The sequence below is a fragment of the Pseudomonas sp. IT-P176 genome, assembly GCF_949767245.1.
In the GTDB taxonomy this organism is placed as follows: domain Bacteria; phylum Pseudomonadota; class Gammaproteobacteria; order Pseudomonadales; family Pseudomonadaceae; genus Aquipseudomonas.
This window is the reverse complement of the sequence record NZ_CATKPN010000068.1, coordinates 224308-242772: the sequence shown is the minus strand read 5'-3', so window position 1 is coordinate 242772 and position 18465 is coordinate 224308. Positions and strand designations below refer to the sequence as shown.

The window sequence follows — 18465 nt, the reverse complement described above, 5'->3', positions numbered from 1 at the left end:
AAGGGTTATTGCAGTACGAAGTAATCGTAGCGCATCGACACACTGACCTCGAACGGCTCGGCCTGTTCGATCACGGCCGCCCGGCGTTCGGCGCTGGCGCGCCAGCCGTGGGGGGTCATGGCCAACAGGTTGGCACGATCCTGGGGGTGTACCAGGTTCAGTTTGAAGTCCAGGGTCTCGCTGTGTTGCAGGGTCATGCCTTGCGGCACCAGCGCCAGGTGCTTGTCATCGGTGTACTCACGGACTTCGTCGTACAGGCGCTCACGCAATTCCATCAGGTGACCGCTGGTCGGGCCGACTTTCATCAGGCCGCCGCCAGGGCTGAGCAGGCGCTTGGCCTCCTGCCAGTCGAGCGGGCTGAAGACGCTGGCCAGGAATTGGCAGCTGGCGTCGGCCAACGGCACCCGGGCCATGCTGGCGATCAACCAGGTCAGCTGTGGATTGCGCTTGCAGGCGCGCTTCACCGCTTCGCGGGAGATATCCAGGGCATAGCCATCGGCGGTGGGCAGGGCTGCGGCGATCTGCGCGGTGTAGTAACCCTCGCCACAGCCGATATCCAGCCAGCGTTGCGGCGCGCGTTCGGCGGCCAGTTCAGCCAGGCGCTTGGCCACCGGGGCGTAATGCCCGGCGTTGAGGAAGTCGCGTCGGGCTTCGACCATGGCCTGGTTATCACCCGGGTCACGGCTGTTCTTGTGCTGTACCGGCAGCAAGTTCAGGTAACCCTGGCGGGCGCGGTCGAAACGGTGCCCGGCCGGGCACGTCATACCGTTGTCGACCGCGCTCAGCGGCGCGCTGCAGATAGGGCAGGCGAGCATCAGGCGAGCAACTTGATCAGGGTCTGGTAGTAGATTTCGGTCAGCACGTCGAGATCGCTGGCCAGGACCCGCTCGTTGACCTGGTGGATCGTCGCGTTGACCGGGCCGAGCTCGACCACCTGGGTGCCCATGGTGGCGATAAAACGCCCGTCCGACGTGCCGCCGCTGGTGGATGCGTGGGTGTCGCGACCGGTGATGTCCTTGATGCTCGAGGCAACGGCATCCAGCAAAGCGCCGGGCTCGGTGAGGAACGGCAGGCCGGACAGGGCCCAGTCGATGTGCCAGTCCAGGCCGTGCTTGTCGAGGATCACGGCGACCCGCTGTTGCAGGCCTTCAACGGTGGACTCAGTGGAGAAGCGGAAGTTGAACACCGCCACCAGGTCGCCGGGGATCACGTTGGTCGCGCCGGTGCCGGAATTGACGTTGGAAATCTGGAAGCTGGTCGGCGGGAAAAAGTCGTTGCCGTGATCCCAGTGCTCGGCAGCCAGTTCGGCCAGGGCCGGGGCGGCGAGGTGGATCGGGTTCTTCGCCAGGTGCGGATAGGCCACGTGGCCTTGCACGCCGCCCACGGTCAGCTTGGCGCCCAGGGAGCCACGGCGACCGTTCTTGACCACGTCACCCACCAGGGTGGTGCTCGATGGCTCGCCAACGATGCACCAGTCCAGACGCTCCTGGCGCGCAGCCAGGCGCTCGACCACTGCCTTGGTGCCGTGGTGTGCCGGGCCTTCTTCGTCGCTGGTGATCAGGAAGGCAACCTTGCCCTTGTGGTTCGGGTAATCGGCGACAAACCGTTCGGCCGCCACGGTCATTGCCGCCAGGCTGCCCTTCATGTCGGCTGCGCCACGCCCGCAGAGCATGCCGTGTTCGTCGATCAACGCGTCGAACGGGTCGATCTGCCAGGCCGCCACCGGACCGGTTGGCACCACGTCGGTGTGACCGGCGAAGCACAGCACCGGACCTGCCTGCTGGCCGTGGGTGGCCCAGAAGTTATCCACATCTTCGATGCGCATCGGCTCCAGTAGAAAACCGGCATCGCCCAGACGCTGCATCATCTGCTTCTGGCAATCGGCATCGATCGGCGTCACCGATGGACGACGAATCAGGTCGATGGCGAGTTGGAGGGTCGGCGAAAGGTCGGCGTGGGCCGTCATGTAGGACTCCGGAAGATCTAAATGTGGGAGCGAGCTTGCTCGCGATAGCGCAACCAGCCTCAACATAGATGTTGAATGTGACGGACTCATCGCGAGCAAGCTCGCCCCCACAGTAATTGTGGTCAGGCTGTGGGCCAGGGCGCGCAAAATGGCGGATATCTTAAAGCAAAACGGCGACCATTGGCCGCCGTTTAGTGCATCGCTACAGATTTAGACCGCTGGTTGGGTTTGCACCTCGGCCGAAGGTTTTGGCAGCGACGACAGGAAGGCCATGATCAGCGCCGCCAGGTACGGCAGCGACTGCACCAGCAGCATGGTCACCCAGAAGCGCATGTCGTTGCTTGGCAAGCCTTGCACCAGGCAGATGCCCAGCGCCGCGCCCCACAACAGCAGCATGATGAACAGCTCTTCACGGGCCTCCGAGATGGCCACCCAGAAGCCGTGGTTGTCGGCATTTTTCGGTGTGCGGAAGAACGGAATGCTGCTGGTGAAGAAACCGTACAGCACCGCCTTGGCGATGGTGTGGGACAGCGCCAGGCCGGCCAGCGCCGCGCAGAATGCATCCTTGAGGTTGACCCCCACCGCACGACGGTAGAGGAAGATGATCTTGCCGACCTTGAACACGAACAACGCCAGGGGCGGGATCGCGAAAATCAACAGCGGCGGGTCGACCCGGTGCGGCACGATGATCATCGCCGCCGACCACAACAGGGCGCCCACGGTGAAGAAGATGTTCATGCCGTCGGCCACCCACGGCAACCAGCCCGCGAGGAAGTGGTAGCGCTGGCCACGGGTCAGCTCGGTGTCCTTGCCGCGGATCAGGCTGGCGGTGTGGCGCTTGATGATCTGGATCGCGCCGTAGGCCCAGCGGAAACGCTGCTTCTTGAAGTCGATGAAGGTATCGGGCATCAGGCCCTTGCCGTAGCTGTCGTGGTAGTACGCCGCCGACAGGCCTTTCTCGAATACCCGCAAGCCCAGCTCGGCGTCTTCGCAGATGCACCAGTCGGCCCAGCCGAGCTCTTCGAGCACGGTACGGCGGGTCATGGTCATGGTGCCGTGCTGGATGATCGCATCGCGGTCGTTGCGCGTGACCATGCCGATATGGAAGAAGCCCTTGTATTCGGCGTAGCAGAGCTTCTTGAAGGTGCTTTCGTTCTGGTCGCGATAGTCCTGTGGCGACTGCACGATGGCGATTTTCGGGTCGGCGAAGTGCGGCACCATGTGCTTGAGCCAGTTGGGGTGCACGCAGTAGTCGGAGTCGATCACCGCGATCACTTCGGCGTCCTTGGCGGTGTGCGGCAGCAGGTAATTCAGCGCGCCACCCTTGAAACCGGCCAGGGGCGCGACGTGGAAGAACTTGAAGCGCGGGCCGAGGGTTGCGCAGTAGTCGCGCACTGGTTCCCAGACCGCCGGGTCCTTGGTGTTGTTGTCGATGATCAGGACTTCAAAGTCCGGGTAATCGAGGTTGGCCAGGGCGTCGAGGGTCTGTTTGACCATTTCCGGCGGCTCGTTGTAGCAGGGCACGTGAATCGACACTTTGGGGCGGTAGTTCGAATCACCCAGGACCGGCAGGAACTCGCGCCGGCGCTTGTGAATCCACACCGCCTCGGCCAGTTCATGGGCCTCGGTGAGCAACACGATAAACACCCCCAGGGCACCGAGCGCGAGCAGGAAGCCCACCGTCAGGCTGAACCAGGTGCTGTATTGCTGGCTGTAGTCGTAGCCGATCCACACCAGCACCGAACCGCAAAGGAACGCGATGAAGGTCAGGAAGGTCCGGCCACGCTGGCGCAGGGCCGAGCCGTCGATCATCAACAGGGTCAGGGACAGCAGCGCCAGGACCACGGAGCCGATGGCGAGTACCCGCCATTGGGGGATCGCGACGACCGGGCCTTCAAAGTTGAACTTCTGCTGGCGCGCAGCGTTGAACACGCCCCAATAGGCGCCTACCGAGCCTTCATCGCTGGCTTTCCACGGCTGGTCAAAAGCTTCAATCACGAAGTAGTTGAAGCCCTGGCGGTTGAGCTTGTTGACCAGGGTGCGCAGGTAAATCGCCTGGTCAGCGGGAGTGGCATCGGCACCGCCGCGCATGCGACCGTTGCTCGGCCAACCCACTTCGGAGAGCAGCAGGGGTTTTTTCGGGAACATCTTCTTCAGGTCGCGGGCGCGGTCCAGGACGAACTGGCCTGCCTGGTCCACCGGGACGAACTCCCAGTAGGGCAGGACGTGGGCGGCGATCAGGTCGACGTGCTTGGCCAGCATCGGGTTTTCTTCCCAGACGTGCCATTGCTCGGAGGTGGTTACCGGGACTTTGACCGCGGCGCGCACCCGATCGAGGATCACGCTGAGCTGCTCGGCGGTGATTTCCTTGCGGAAAATCGCTTCGTTACCGACCACTACCCGCACCACGCTGCGCGAGGTGTTGGCAATCTCGATGGCGCGCAGGATCTCCCGTTCGTTGCGTTCCAGGTCCGGGCTGATCCAGATGCCGAGGGTCACGCGCAGGCCGAACTCTTCCGCCAGCTTGGGAATGTCGCCCAGGGTGCCGTCGACGGAGTAGGTGCGGATGTTATCGGTCAGCTTGCTCATGATTTCCAGGTCACGACGCATTTCTTCGTCGGACGGAAACTGGTTTTTCTGCGGGAACTGGCCTTGCTGGAACGGCGAGTAGGAAAAACCGGAGATCTGCTCTGGCCAGTTGGGGGTCGTGACCGGGCGGTTGATCAGCGCCCAGAAACCAGTGAACAGCGCGGCGATTGCCAGCACTACCACCAGGTTGAGTCCAAATTTACGCGATGACATGGCTATTTCGGGTTCCAAAAGGTGCGGAACGAGGGGGGTGGTCGGCTTACCGCCAAAGGGCGCGCATCCTACACTGGGCCTTCACTGACCGTATAGCAGACAGGGAAATGCCGGACATTGGGCAACCTACTTTCACATTAGTTCTTACACTTGTAGCCAGAAGGTGAAAACTTGTCGGCCCGTGGCCCTATAATGCGCGCCGGTTTTTAGGGTAGTGGTCATGAGTACAGAAGATCCGCGGTTTGCTGGCATCGCCCGCTTGTATGGCATTGAAGGCCTGGCCCGCTTGCGCGCGGCCCACGTGGCGATTGTCGGCGTCGGTGGCGTAGGTTCCTGGGCGGCGGAAGCCATAGCCCGTTGCGGGGTGGGCGAGATTTCCCTGTTCGACCTCGACGACGTCTGTGTGAGCAACGCCAATCGGCAATTGCACGCCCTGGACAGCACGGTGGGCAAACCCAAGGTCGAGGTCATGGCGGAGCGCCTGCGCGGGATCAATCCCGAGTGCACGGTGCACGCGGTGGCAGACTTCGTCACCCGCGAGACCATGGCCGAGTACATCACGCCGAATATCGACTGCGTGATCGATTGCATCGACAGCGTCAACGCCAAGGCCGCCCTGATCGCCTGGTGCAAGCGCCGCAAGATCCAGATCATTACCACTGGCGGCGCTGGCGGGCAGATTGACCCGACGCTGATCCAGGTCTGCGACCTGAACCGCACCTTCAATGACCCACTGGCCTCAAAAGTGCGTTCGACCCTGCGTCGCGACTACAACTTTTCCCGCACCGTGACCCGCCACTACAGCGTGCCGTGCGTGTTCTCCACGGAACAACTGCGCTACCCGAAACCCGATGGCAGCATCTGCCTGCAGAAGAGTTTTGTCGGCGACGGCGTCAAGCTCGACTGCGCCGGTGGCTTTGGCGCGGTGATGATGGTGACCGCGACCTTCGGCATGGTCGCGGCGACCAAGGCTGTGGACAAGATCGTCGCGGGTGTACGACGGCCGGCGGACAAGGTCAAGCCTCAGGCATAAAAGCTTGCCGAGTGGGGGCGATGGCTAATGTGGGGTTTCTATCAGGTTGTCGCGCGTCGCAACGTCACTCAACAGCGCTTTGACGACAGCCTTGCTGGAGAGCTCACACCAGGGGCCGTCGTCAATGATCGAACCGGCATGCATGACGATGACGCGATCAAAGCGGTGCAAGTGCTCCACATCATGGGTGACACAAATCAACCCACGCTCGGCGAAGGTCTGGAACAACAAATCCCACACCGGCGCGGCCAGTTTCGGTTCAATCGATGCACTGGGCTCGTCAAACAAATTAAATCGCCCTGGTCGGTTGATCAGTCGCAGCAGTGACAGGCGTTTGGCTTCCCCCCCTGAAATGTTCGATGCGTTTTCCGTCAGGCAACGCTCGGATACCACCTCTTCAAGGTTCAGTTGCTGTATTGCGTGCTTGAGGCCCGGTGACGAGGTAATGCCGAACAGAACGGCCCTGTCGAAAATCCCCTCAAGGAACTGCGGTGACTGAGGGCAGTACCGCAGAACCTTCAGGTGGGTCTGGGCGTTGAGACTGGAAAGAGTCATCCCGTCGATGCTTAGCCGCGCCCTCACTATGACATTCAACCCCGCCAGTGCTTCCAGCAAGGTTGATTTACCCGCACCACTGGGGCCGATGATGGCAACCGATTGGCCTTGGGTGAACGCGATACTGTTGTTGATGGACAGCCGCACAGCCTCGTGGTCATGCACAACAACAGGGCCGAGCACCAGCGTCGAGGGCGTCAGGGGGTTGATGTCTGCCGCTCGAATGTCGTCGTCGAAGTTTGGCAGCGAGAGCAAGTGCTGGAAGCGGCGCTGGTCAGCGAGAAACTGATCAAGAACCCGATAGCCCTCGGTCAAGGCGGTAATGTTGAGTAAGAAACTACCGGCAATGGAAAAGGTAGCCACCAACTGACCGACGCTGATGCTGGGCTCACCCGATAATTGATCGAGGATGCCCCAGGCGAGCAATCCGCCCATGGAGAAGCTCACAAACAAGGTTTTGACCCCGGTCAACACCCCACCTGAGCTTGCGACGGTCACGGCCGCTAAGGCATAGCGCTTGAACGCATGGTTTAGTGGCGCAGTCGCCGTGTGCTCGGCACGCTCCAGTTTTATCGTCTTGGCACTGCTCAGGGTATTGAACAGCACGGCGCTGAGTTCATCTTCTTGCTCATTGACGGCATCTATGTGTTTTCTGCGCCACCGGATGATCCTATGGGCGATAAACAGATAGAAGACACCCAAGCTGGCCATGGCGAAAAAGATGCCTGCTCCCCCCATATAGATGAAGGCCCCTGCGACGATCAGAAACTCGAGGCACAATGGGAATCCGATGGTCACAAAGAAGGTCAGCAGTTGTTCATGCGCGGTAATTCCCCTTTCGACTGACTTTATAAAATGGCCGATACGCCATGCGCTGAACTGCAGGAACTCCTTGCGCATTAATTGGGCGATCCAGTGGATGGATGCGTCTTTCACTACGTGCTGGACCAGTCTTGATAAAAGAAATGTTTGTAAGGGATTGATAAGTGCCTGGATGCAGCCGGCTAGTGTAAAAGCAGTAGTCAGAAACAGGAGGGTGTTTAGAGTTGATGGTTCTTCATTGCCTAGAGTGTCGACAATGTTTCCCAATAATAGAGGCGGTGTTAGTGCTAATATTTTTAGCGCTATTATTGTAACTGTCGTTGATATGAGTAATGCTGAGTGATTTTTGCAGGTTGTTCTAATTAGGGTCTGCATTGGATGCCTGCTGGTGCTTGCCGAAGTATCTCTTGAGGTGCAACCCAAGACCCATTTCTAATTAGATTAAAACGTTCTAATCCAGGAACGTACGCTTGGCAAACGATGCCGTCGTCTGAGTATCGAGAAACTATTCTGTGGTGTATGGATCTGCCCGAGGCTAATAGGTTGTTTTCCAGGATTCTTAGTTGCAGTGGAACGTTCGTGACGATGTTCGTTGTCGGCAAGTCAAGTGTTGGAAGCTTAAGGTGTGTTACAGCTTCAAAGGCAATTAAGTGTTTTAGTACTTTTGATCTGTTCAGGAAGTCTAACGATCTGCGGTCGATTATTTCTTGCGCATCGTCATATAGAGTATTTACTTGATGTTGTTCAGTTACAGCCCGTTGAACTGCGGTGCAAATATCCAGCGAGCAACCTGAGCCAATCGGTGAAAGGTGAAGATGTCCAGGGCCAGATTTAGGTAGCGCTACAGAGAAGTAAATGTTCATCACGTCTTTGATGATGATTATTTGTAATTTTTCAGCTACTGAAAGGGCATGGGGATTACTTTCTAATGCGTTCCTGAGTAATGCCTTTGACGGTGTATACAGCTTCAGGGGTGGACCGATCGTGCAGACTGCCATGAAAAAACAAGAAAGAATGTGCCTTTCAACAACTTCATTGGTTCCGTGCAGAAGTGCCTCGGCTTTGGTGCAGCCAAATGCAATCCCCGAGTTGGATGAATAGCGAGACAGGAATTGCATATTTGGATTGTCACCGTCCCATGAGTCTCTCTCAATGTTTGGGTTGAGAATAATACTCGGAATATAAAGTGTCTTCTCGTCGTCTAGGGTTGTGAGTTTGAACGCTTCTATTGAGCCTGCTCTATATGGAAGTCCTGTTAAAAATCCGTCATGCTCAGCTCCTTTTTGTGTGGCGATTAACTCACAATGTTGATGAGTTGTTTGATTTTTGGTTTGTTGGAATGTGCTGTAGTGTTCGATGCTTTCAGCTAGTGCTCCGACAAGCGCGTTGGGTCCTTTTCCAGCGCCTGACTGTATGTATTTGTTGTTCTCGTCGAAAAGTTCGGCGGTCGCTACTAGTTTGTGTTTGTCGCTGTAATGTGTTTTTGAGTTTAGGTTTAGTGACTGAATGATTTTTCTGATTTTTGTTAACGCGATAGAGGGAGTAAATTCTCGTTCAGACATAAGTAACCTCGTGAGGCTATGAGTGCCGAAAGGTCGTCCTTTCGGCACTGGTTACTGGTACCTTGCAGTGAGTGTCAGATTGTCAGAAAGGCAAAGAATTTTTCTTCGCTTTTCAGGAATCCATCTGACCTCCCTATTACCTGTGACATTACATCCCCAGGGACTATCTCGGTACGTCTTTTACCCATGATGTTAACTCCCTTTTTGATAAGGCGGTGCTTTTGAGTAAGCGCCGCACTTGCGCTGAATTGTCGCAAGTGAGTTATTAATGCTTTTTGGAGATTGTTTTACAATCGAAAGGTGTTGCGAAACTTCCCATGCGAATGTGGGTTTGTTCCTACGTTTGGGTGGGGTGAATCTTTTATGTTTTTTGTTTTTGTTGAGGTTTTTGATTTTGTTGTGTTATTTCAAAAGCTTAAGATGTTTAATGGGTTTGAGTGGTGTTAACTATTCTGAGCTCCATTTTAGGTCTGAGCATATCCAGTTATTTCGACTATATATGGCGGGAGAAGGCAAGCAGTGGGATCTCGCTTTGGTGTTGATGAAGCTTTTATAAAAAAAGTGCTGTTGCCAACTCATTCATCCGCTGCAACACCGCGTTCAAGCCATTGCTGCGGGACGGTGAGAGCTGGCGGCTGAGGCCCAGTTGGTTGAACCAGTCTGGTAAGTCCACCTGTTGCAACTCTTGCGCGGACAAGCCATTGACCCGCGCCAGCAGCAATGCCACCAGCCCGCGAATCAACCGTGCATCGCTGCTCGCGGCAAACTGCCAGTGACCGTCGTGCAGTTCACCCACCAGCCACACCTGGCTTTCACAGCCGTGCACGCGGTTGGTTTCGGATTTGTCGGCTTCATTCAAGGGCGGCAGGCGGTCGCCCCATTGCATCAACAGGCGCGCCCTTTGTTCCCAGCCGGCGGCGGCCTGGAAGGTGTGCAGGGCGTTGACGGCCTCGGCGGGCAGGTTCATCGCAACAGCTCCAGGGCTTGGTCCAGGGCTTCGAAGAAGCGCTCAAGGTCTTCGGAGTCGTTGTACAGCGCCAGCGACACACGAATGGCCCCGGCCAGCTCGAAGCTCTTGAGCAATGGCATGGCGCAGTGATGACCGGCGCGCACGGCAATTCCCTGTTCTGTGAGCAGGTGGGCCAGGTCGGCGTTGTGCACGCCCTCGACGACAAAGCTGACCAGTGCCAGCTGGGGTTTGCCGAGTAGCCGGATGCCATTGCGCGCCTGCAGGCCCTTCAACAAGTACTCATGCAGCGCCGCTTCGTGGGCCGACACCGCGTCCTGATCCAGCCCTGCCAGGTAGTCGAGGGTTGCGCCCAGGCCGATCACGCTGGCAATCGGCGGGGTCCCGGCTTCAAAGCCCAGGGGCGCCGGGCGGAACCGTGCGTCGTGGTAGTTGGCATCCAGCACCATCTCGCCGCCGAACTGCCAGGGGCGCAATTGCTCAAGGGCAGCGTTGCGGCCAAATACCACCCCCAGGCCATCGGGCCCGTAGAGTTTGTGGCTGGAAAACACATAGAAGTCGCAGCCCAGCGCCTGCACGTCGTGCCGGCCATGAACCACGCCCTGGGCACCGTCGATCACGGTCAAGGCGTTGTGGGCCTGTGCCAGGGCCAGCAGGGGCGCCAGTGGCTGCCAGGCCCCCAGTACGTTGGACAATTGGCTGACTGCCAGCAACCGGGTGCGGGGCCCGATCAGTGTGCTGGCGGCCTGCAGGTCGATTACGCCGTCGACGTCCAGTGGCAGTACCACCAGTTTCAGCTCGCGACGTTTGGCCAGTTGTTGCCAGGGTAAAAGGTTGGCGTGGTGTTCCAGGGCGCTGATGACAATTTCATCGCCCGCTTGGAAAAGGTGTTCCAGGCCATAGGCCAGGAGGTTCAGCGCAGAGGTCGCGCCGTGGGTGAAGATGATTTGCCCGCTGGTTTGCGCATTGAGCCAATGCGCGACTTTGTTGCGGCTGTCTTCGAACGCTTGCGTGGCATGGGCGCCGGGCAGGTGTTGCGCCCGATGGACGTTGGCCGCGCCGTTGGCGTAGTAGTGCGCCAGCGCGTCGAGCAGGGCTTGGGGTTTCTGGGTGGTGGCGGCGTTGTCCAGATAGGTCTGGTCTTGCCGTTGCAGGGCGGCGATGGCCGGGAAATCGGCGCGCCAGGGTGAGAGGATCAACATGTTATCGGGCCCTGCAGGAGGTACGCCGAACCCCTGTAGGAGCGAGCATGCTCGCGAAAAACGCATGGATGATGCGGGCTGTCTGCTTTCCCGCGTTATCGTTGACGTCCATCGCGAGCATGCTCGCTCCTACACAGGTATTCGAGTGACGCTTAGTTGTGAGCGTGCAGCGCTTCGTTCAGTTCGATGGCCGACTTGTGGGTCTTGCATTCCACGGCGCCGGTCTGCGAATTGCGGCGGAACAGCAGGTCGGACTGACCGGCCAGCTCACGAGCCTTGACCACTTTGACCAGTTGGTTGTTTTCATCCAGCAGGGCCACTTTGGTCCCAGCGGTGACGTACAGGCCCGACTCGACAGTGTTGCGGTCGCCCAACGGAATGCCGATACCAGCGTTGGCGCCGATTAGGCAGCCTTCGCCGACCTTGATCACGATGTTGCCGCCGCCCGACAGGGTGCCCATGGTGGAGCAGCCGCCGCCCAGGTCCGAACCCTTGCCGACGAACACGCCGGCCGACACGCGGCCTTCGATCATGCCCGGGCCTTCGGTGCCGGCGTTGAAGTTGACGAAACCTTCGTGCATCACGGTGGTGCCTTCGCCCACGTAGGCACCCAGGCGGATCCGCGAGGCGTCAGCGATACGCACGCCAGCCGGCACTACGTAGTCGGTCATTTTCGGGAACTTGTCCACCGAGAACACTTCCAGCAACTCGCCACGCAGGCGCGCTTCGAGTTGATGTTCAGCCAGTTCGCCGAGGTCGATGGCGCCCTGGCTGGTCCAGGCTACGTTAGGCAACAGCGGGAAGATCCCGGCCAGGTTCAGGCCGTGCGGCTTGACCAGGCGGTGGGACAGCAGGTGCAGTTTGAGGTAGGCCTCAGGGGTGGAGCTCAGTTGTGCGTCTTCGGCCAGCAGGGTGGCGACCAGCGGCTTGTGGCTTTCCGCCAGGCGGGTCAGCAGGGCGGCCTGGGTGGCATCGATGGCTTTCACGGCTTCGGCCAGTTGCGCGGCCTGGGCGGTAGTGAACGCGATGGCCTGGTTGCCTTCGGTGTAGCCGAGGATCGGGGCAACGGCGGCGATCAATTCGGCCGACGGGTTGAGCAGGGGTTGGGCGTAAAACACTTCCAGCCATGTGCCTTGACGATTCTGGGTACCAACACCAAAGGCCACGCTGAACAGGGTAGTGGACATGCAATTACCTCTAACAAAATTGAACGGGCTGCCTTACTTGAGTGCGGCCGCGTAGATATCTGGCTTGAAGCCAATCAGGGTTCGGTCACCGAGATCGAGCACCGGGCGCTTGATCATCGAGGGTTGTGCGAGCATCAGTTCGATAGCTTTCGCCTGGTCGAGATCGGCTTTGCGTTCGTCGTCGAGTTTGCGAAAGGTCGTGCCTGCACGGTTGAGCACCACTTGCCAGCCGTGCTCGTTGCACCACTGGGTCAGGTGTTCACGGTCGATTCCGGCCGTCTTGTAATCGTGGAAATCAAAGCTGACAGCGTTTTCATCGAGCCAGGTGCGCGCCTTTTTCATGGTGTCGCAGGCTTTGATGCCGAAAAGGTGCAACGTTTTGCTTGAAGCGGTCAAGGAATTGCCCCCCTTTGGAGGTGCTGGAACTAAAAGGTGAAGGATTATGCCATGACCGAGGGGGTTCGGCGTCGGCGACGACGGCCATAAAACGATTGTGCGACAGGTTACCGGGTCAGGTGCGACCTTTGTGCAAAGGTCGAAGGCTAGCTTAAGCGTCTAATATGGCACTTCAACGGCAACTTGTTGCCTGATGTGTGCTGTTGCACGTCGACTGTCCGGGAACTGTTGTTTTATGCAAACCGCTTATACCGTCCTCATTCTGCTGATGCTGGTCAGTGTCTCGCGTCTGGTGGGCCGGGTGATTCCACTGCCGTTGCCGCTGGTGCAGATTGCCGCCGGGGCACTGCTCGCGTGGCCGACACTGGGGCTGCATGTGGCGCTCGATCCCGAACTGTTCCTGTTTCTGTTCCTGCCGCCGCTGCTGTTCTCCGATGGCTGGCGCATGCCCAAGCGGGCGCTGTGGAAGTTGCGTGGACCGATCTTGACCCTGGCGGTGGGGCTGGTGTTGTTCACCGTGGTCGGGGCGGGGTACTTCATTCACTGGCTGGTGCCGAGCATTCCATTGCCGGTGGCCTTCGCCCTGGCGGCGGTGTTGTCGCCGACCGATGCCGTGGCAGTCTCGGCAATCTCCCAGAACCGCTTGCCTACGCCCTTGATGCACATGCTGCAGGGTGAGGCCCTGATGAATGATGCCTCGGGCCTGGTGACCTTCAAGTTTGCCCTGGCGGCCGCCATTACCGGAGCGTTCTCCCTGGCCAATGCCAGTCTGACCTTTGTCCTGGTGGCGATTGGCGGGCTGTTGGTGGGCGTGGCCCTGAGTTGGCTGGTCGGCCGTCTGCGGGCCTGGATGATCGCCCGTGGCTGGGACGACCCGGCGACCCACGTGGTGTTCATGTTACTACTGCCGTTTGCCGCCTATGTGCTGGCCGAGCGCCTGGGTGTCTCGGGCATTCTGTCGGCGGTGGCGGCGGGGATGATGCAGAGCTGGCTTGACCTGCTGCCGCGCCAGACCAGTACCCGGCTGCTCAATCGCAGTGTCTGGTCGCTGCTGGAGTTCGCCTTCAATGGCCTGATTTTCCTGCTATTGGGCCTGCAACTGCCGGACATCATCAAGGCCGTGGTCAGTCACGAAAGCACGCTGTGGCCGACCCTGTTTTATCGTTGCCTGGAAGTGCTGGCGATTTTCCTCGCTTTGCTGATGCTGCGCTTTATCTGGGTGCAGAGCATCTGGCGCTTGTCGGTGCTGTTGCGGCGCTGGCGTGGCAAGGGCGAGCTGACCGAGGTGCCGACCGCTCGTTCCTGCTGGCTGTTGACGGTGGGTGGCGTGCGCGGGGCGGTGACGCTGGCGGGTGTGATGTCGGTGCCGATGCTGATGGGCGCCGAGGCATTTCCAGAACGCGACCTGCTGATCTTCATTGCCGCCGGGGTGATCCTGTTGTCCCTGGTGACGGCCTGCATCGCCTTGCCGCTGCTGTTGCGCGGCCTGCCGAAGAGTCCGGACGACAAGCGCCGGCAAGAGGTGCGCGACGCCTGGCGCAAGACCGCCGAGGCGGCGATTCATGCCTTGGAGGCCGAGGAGGCCAATCCGCAGGATGCGGCGCAGGCTGCACTGGCTGCCGAGCTCAAGGCGCGGATCATGTCCGAGTACCGGCATCAATTGGAGGTTTTCAACGATTCCGCCGAAGCCCAGGCCCTGGCGTTTCAGATGGACTTGCTGGAGCGGCGCCTGCGCTTGAATGCGCTGCGGGCCCAGAGTCTGGAGTTGTACCGGCTCAGTCGTCATCACCAGATCGGTGATGACGTGCTGCGCGAGGTGCTGGCCGACCTCGATTTGAGCGAGGCCAACCTGGGGCCGGTGAAGTGACGCCGGCTTACGGGTGGCGCTGGATAAAGGCGCGAATCCGCTCGGCGGCTTCCACGCATTCGGCCAGGGGCGCAACCAGGGCCAGGCGAACGCGACCGGCACCCGGGTTGAAGCCGTCGACTTCGCGAGACAGATAAGAGCCCGGCACTACCGTCACGTGCTCCTCGACATACAGGTCGCGGCAGAAGGCGGCGTCGTCGCCGCCGACGTTCGGCCACAGGTAGAAGCTGCCGTCAGGGCGCTGGACGTCGAGCACCGGGCTGAGGATCGCCAGCACTGCGTCGAACTTCTCGCGGTACAGGGTGCGGTTGGCGCGCACGTGCTCTTCATCGTTCCAGGCGGCAACGCTGGCCAGTTGGGTTTGGACCGGCATGGCGCAGCCGTGGTAGGTGCGATACAGCAAGAAGCCCTTGAGGATCTCGGCATCTCCGGCCACGAAGCCCGAGCGCAGGCCCGGCAGGTTGGAGCGCTTGGACAGGCTGTGGAATACCACGCAGCGCTTGAAGTCCTGGCGGCCCAGTTCCACGCAGGCACTCAGCAGGCCAGGTGGTGGGGTTTGTTCGTCGAAGTACAGTTCGCTGTAGCACTCGTCGGCGGCAATCACGAAGTCGTATTCGTCAGCCAGGGCGATCAGCTTTTTCAGGATGTCCACCGGGATCAATGCACCGGTCGGGTTGCCTGGCGAGCACAGGAACAGGATCTGGCAGCGTTTCCAGATGTCCGGCGAAACAGCGTCGAAATCCGGGTTGAAGCCGTTTTCGTCCAGGCACGGCAGGTAGTGCGGCTTGGCCCCGGCCAGGAACGCGGCGCCTTCGTAGATCTGGTAGAACGGGTTCGGGCTGACCACCAGCGCGTCATCGCCACGGTTGACCACGGTCTGGGTGAAAGCAAACAGTGCCTCACGGGTGCCATTGACCGGCAACACGTTGCGCGCCGGGTCGAGCCAACCGGCGGGTACGTTGAAGCGCCGCTCGCACCAGCCGGCGATGGCTTCACGCAGCTGCGGGATACCGAGGGTGGTCGGGTATACCGCCATTTTTTCCAGATTGCTGGCCAGGGCTTCGGCGACGAAGCTTGGCGAGCGGTGTTTCGGCTCGCCGATGGACAGGGCGATCGGGCGCTTGTCAGGGTTGGGCGTGACAGCACCGAGCAGGGCGCGCAGCTTTTCGAACGGGTAGGGCTGGAGCTGGTTCAGAGCGTTGTTCATCGGTGAGTCTCGATGGCGTCATTAAATGAATGCAATCTGTGTAATGCAGCAGATCCAGCGTGGGAGCGGGCTTGCCCGCGATAGCGGTGGATCAGCCACTGTGGGTCTTGAATGTGCTGGCGCCATCGCGGGCAAGCCCGCTCCCACAGGGGGAAGCTGGGAGTCAAATGCTCAGGCGCGACAGCTTGATATCCGGTTCCTGGTTGACGCTCAACTGCTCGACGATTGCATCCTGCAGTCGGCGGCACAGCTCTGGGTCCGAGAGCGGTTGATTGTGGGCGTCGGTAATGAAAAACACGTCTTCCACGCGCTCGCCGAGGGTGGCGATCTTGGCGTTCTGCAGCGACAGGTCGAACTCGAGGAATATCCCGCCGATCCGCGCGAGCAGGCCCGGGCGGTCCGGGGCGCTGAGCTCGAGCACGGTCACGGGGCGGTGGGCGTCGTTGTGGATCGTCACCTGGGGCGCGAAGGCGAAATGCTTGAGCTGGCGCGGCACCCGACGCTGGATGATAGTCGGGTAGTCGTCCGGGTTGCGTAGCGCGTCGGTCAGGCCGTCGCGGATCTGCTTGACCCGGGCCGGGTTGTCGCCAATCGAGTCGCCATCGGTGTCGAGCACGATATAGGTGTCGAGGGTGAACTGGCTGGTCGAGGTGATGACCCGGGCGTCGTGAATGTTCAGGTTGAGCTGGTCCATCGCGGCCACGGTCACGGCGAAGAAGTCGTGTTGGTCCGGTGCATAGATGAAGATCTGCGTGCCGCCTTCGAACTCGCGCTGGGTGGTCTCCTTGATCAGGACCAGCGGGCCGCCGTCGGCCGGTTGCTGGAGGATCGCGTCACTGTGCCAGGCGACATCGCCGGCGGTGTGGCGCAGGAAGTAGTCGTCGCCCAGTTGCGACCAGAGCTGCTCGACGTCGTCCGGATCGGTGCCGCCGCGAACCAGGATGTCCAGGGCCGCGCTTTGGGTCTGGCGAATCTGCTCCTCGCGGTCTACCGGGTTTTCCAGGCCACGGCGCAAGGCGCGCTTGGTCTCGGTGTAGAGTTGGCGCAACAGGCTGGCGCGCCAGGAGTTCCATAGGGTCGGGTTGGTGGCGTTGATGTCCGCGACGGTCAGTACATACAGGTAGTCGAGGCGGGTCTCGTCGCTGACTGCCTGGGCGAAGTCGTGGATCACCTGCGGGTCGGACAGGTCCTTGCGCTGGGCGGTGGTCGACATTACCAGGTGGTTTTGCACCAGCCAGACGATCAGGCGGCTGTCCCAGGCAGGGAGCTGATGGCGCTGGCAGAAGGCTTCCGCGTCCACCGCGCCGATGTCGGAATGGTCGCCATGCCGGCCTTTGCCGATATCGTGGTACAGCCCGGCCAGGTAGATCAGCTCCGGCTTGGGCAGCTTGGCCATGAGCTTGCTGGCCAGCGGGAATTTTTCGGACACCTGGGTGTACTGCAGCTTACGCAGGTGTTTGATCAGGTTCAGGGTATGGGCATCGACCGTATAGATGTGGAACAGGTCATGCTGCATCTGCCCGACAATAAAACCGAACTCCGGCAAGTAGCGGCCGAGGATGCCGTAGCGGTTCATCCGTCGCAGGTTGCGGTGGATACCGATCTTGCACTTGAACAGTTCGATAAACAGGCTGGTGTTGCGGATGTCGTTGCGGAAGGTGTCGTCGATCAGGTGCCGGTGTTCGCGCAGCAAGCGAATGGTATCGGCGCGTACGCCCTTGATTTCCGGCTGCTGGGCCATCAGCACGAAGATTTCCAGCATGGCAAACGGCGTGCGCTTGAACACGTTGGTGTTGATGGCCTCGATGTAGCCGTCATGCAGCTGGAAGCGCGAGTTGATCGGCTGCGGCGGCGCTTCGTCGGCCGGGGCGAGGATGATTTCCTCGAAGTGCTGGATGATCAGGTCGCTGAGCTGGGCAATGCTCATGACGACCCGATAGTACTGCTGCATGAAATTTTCGATGGCGTGCTTGGCGTCTTCACCTTGAAACCCCAGCAGGCCGGCGATCGAACGCTGGTGGTCGAACAGCAGGCGGTCTTCCGAGCGTCCGGCGAGCATGTGCAGGGCGTAGCGGACTTTCCACAGGAACTCCTGGGAGGAGGCCAGCAGGGCGTTCTCGCTCTCCACCAGGAAACCTTCGCCAGCCAGGGCGCGCAGGTTCAGGGTGCCGTACTGGCGGCGGGCTACCCACAAGATCGTCTGGATATCCCGCAGGCCGCCGGGCGAGCCTTTGACGTTGGGTTCCAGGTTGTATTCGGTGTCGTTGTACTTGTGGTGACGGGCTTTCTGTTCGGCGCGCTTGGCCAGGAAGAACTCCTTGGCTGGCCACATGTGTGCGGTGCTGGTGACCTCGAGCATGCGCTGGCGCAAGTGCTCGGGGCCGGCAATGGTGCGGCTTTCCATGAGGTTGGTGACAACCGTCAGGTCGGCGCGGGCTTCCACTGCGCACTCGTCCACCGAGCGCACGCTCTGGCCTACTTCCAGGCCGATGTCCCACAGCAGGGTCAGGAAGCGTTCGATGGAGTCGCGGAAAACTTCGTGATCGGCGCTGTCCAGCAGGATCAGCAGGTCGATATCGGAATAGGGGTGCAGCTCGCCCCGGCCGTAGCCGCCGACCGCGACCAGCGCGATGTCGGCGTCTTCGCTCCAGTCGAACTGGTCCCAGGCCTTTTGCAGGATGTTGTCGACGAACCAGGCACGATCCTCGATCAGCCGGCGAATGTCCCGGCCACTGCGAAAGCGCGTATCCAGCACCTCGCGAGCCTGGCGGATGGCCTTCTTGAAAGCCGCAATCGGGCTTGCCTTCAGGGCCAGTTCAGCCTGGAACTGGCCGCGGTCGAAGAGTTCGGGATCCACCTGCGGCATCGATTGGCTTTCCTTTCTATAAGGCTGGGAACG

At 60.1% G+C, this 18465-nt stretch carries 13 protein-coding genes; 2 read left to right on the top strand and 11 right to left on the bottom strand.

Annotation, left to right across the window (positions count from 1 at the left end; genetic code table 11):
- Positions 1-5: 5 nt before the first annotated feature.
- The 3 genes from ACM6IP_RS20305 to ACM6IP_RS20295 all read right to left on the bottom strand — a co-directional run bounded on the left by ACM6IP_RS20305 (position 6) and on the right by ACM6IP_RS20295 (position 4768).
- Positions 6-815 carry a putative RNA methyltransferase gene (locus ACM6IP_RS20305; RefSeq protein WP_414862168.1) on the bottom strand — a complete coding sequence of 270 codons (810 nt, stop codon included), beginning with the start codon at positions 813-815 and terminating at the stop codon, positions 6-8.
- On the bottom strand, positions 815-1966 hold the full coding sequence (dapE, locus tag ACM6IP_RS20300; RefSeq protein ID WP_414862167.1) for a succinyl-diaminopimelate desuccinylase: 1152 nt from the start codon (positions 1964-1966) through the stop codon (positions 815-817). Before dapE ends, ACM6IP_RS20305 begins: the two co-directional genes overlap by 1 nt.
- 210 nt (positions 1967-2176) lie before the next feature.
- Positions 2177-4768, bottom strand: a complete 2592-nt coding sequence (locus ACM6IP_RS20295; RefSeq protein WP_401130075.1) for a glycosyltransferase — start codon at positions 4766-4768, stop codon at positions 2177-2179.
- A 220-nt stretch (positions 4769-4988) separates the two neighbouring features.
- Here ACM6IP_RS20295 and tcdA point away from each other — a divergent pair, with 220 nt between their 5' ends.
- Entirely contained in the window at positions 4989-5801 is an 813-nt protein-coding gene (gene tcdA, locus ACM6IP_RS20290; protein ID WP_371917577.1) for a tRNA cyclic N6-threonylcarbamoyladenosine(37) synthase TcdA, read from the top strand.
- 24 nt (positions 5802-5825) lie between these two features.
- Here the strand turns inward: tcdA and ACM6IP_RS20285 are convergent, their stop codons facing one another.
- The 6 genes from ACM6IP_RS20285 to ACM6IP_RS20260 form a co-directional block, all read right to left on the bottom strand.
- Entirely contained in the window at positions 5826-7553 is a 1728-nt protein-coding gene (locus ACM6IP_RS20285) for an ATP-binding cassette domain-containing protein (protein WP_414862166.1), read from the bottom strand.
- Positions 7541-8740 (bottom strand): YcaO-like family protein, encoded by a 1200-nt coding sequence (locus ACM6IP_RS20280; protein WP_414862165.1) that lies wholly within the window; start codon positions 8738-8740, stop codon positions 7541-7543. Before ACM6IP_RS20280 ends, ACM6IP_RS20285 begins: the two co-directional genes overlap by 13 nt.
- 550 nt (positions 8741-9290) lie before the next feature.
- Positions 9291-9707, bottom strand: coding sequence for a SufE family protein (locus tag ACM6IP_RS20275; RefSeq protein ID WP_414862164.1), 417 nt, complete (start codon positions 9705-9707; stop codon positions 9291-9293).
- Entirely contained in the window at positions 9704-10909 is a 1206-nt protein-coding gene (locus ACM6IP_RS20270) for an aminotransferase class V-fold PLP-dependent enzyme (protein ID WP_414862163.1), read from the bottom strand. The genes ACM6IP_RS20275 and ACM6IP_RS20270 overlap by 4 nt, the downstream gene beginning before the upstream one ends.
- Before the next feature lie 152 nt (positions 10910-11061).
- Positions 11062-12096 (bottom strand): 2,3,4,5-tetrahydropyridine-2,6-dicarboxylate N-succinyltransferase, encoded by a 1035-nt coding sequence (gene dapD / locus ACM6IP_RS20265; protein ID WP_095166776.1) that lies wholly within the window; start codon positions 12094-12096, stop codon positions 11062-11064.
- A gap of 33 nt (positions 12097-12129) precedes the next feature.
- Positions 12130-12438, bottom strand: coding sequence for an arsenate reductase (locus ACM6IP_RS20260; protein WP_232534623.1), 309 nt, complete (start codon positions 12436-12438; stop codon positions 12130-12132).
- Between the two features lie 289 nt (positions 12439-12727).
- Between ACM6IP_RS20260 and ACM6IP_RS20255 the strand changes: the two genes are divergently transcribed.
- The gene (locus tag ACM6IP_RS20255) at positions 12728-14359 is read left to right on the top strand and encodes a Na+/H+ antiporter (protein WP_414862162.1); all 1632 of its coding nucleotides are present in this window, start codon (positions 12728-12730) and stop codon (positions 14357-14359) included.
- Between the two features lie 7 nt (positions 14360-14366).
- Here the strand turns inward: ACM6IP_RS20255 and dapC are convergent, their stop codons facing one another.
- Both dapC and ACM6IP_RS20245 read right to left on the bottom strand, forming a co-directional pair.
- Positions 14367-15566 (bottom strand): succinyldiaminopimelate transaminase, encoded by a 1200-nt coding sequence (gene dapC, locus ACM6IP_RS20250; protein ID WP_159994031.1) that lies wholly within the window; start codon positions 15564-15566, stop codon positions 14367-14369.
- Between the two features lie 163 nt (positions 15567-15729).
- Positions 15730-18432, bottom strand: coding sequence for a [protein-PII] uridylyltransferase (locus ACM6IP_RS20245; protein WP_095166783.1), 2703 nt, complete (start codon positions 18430-18432; stop codon positions 15730-15732).
- Between the last annotated feature and the right edge of the window lie 33 nt (positions 18433-18465).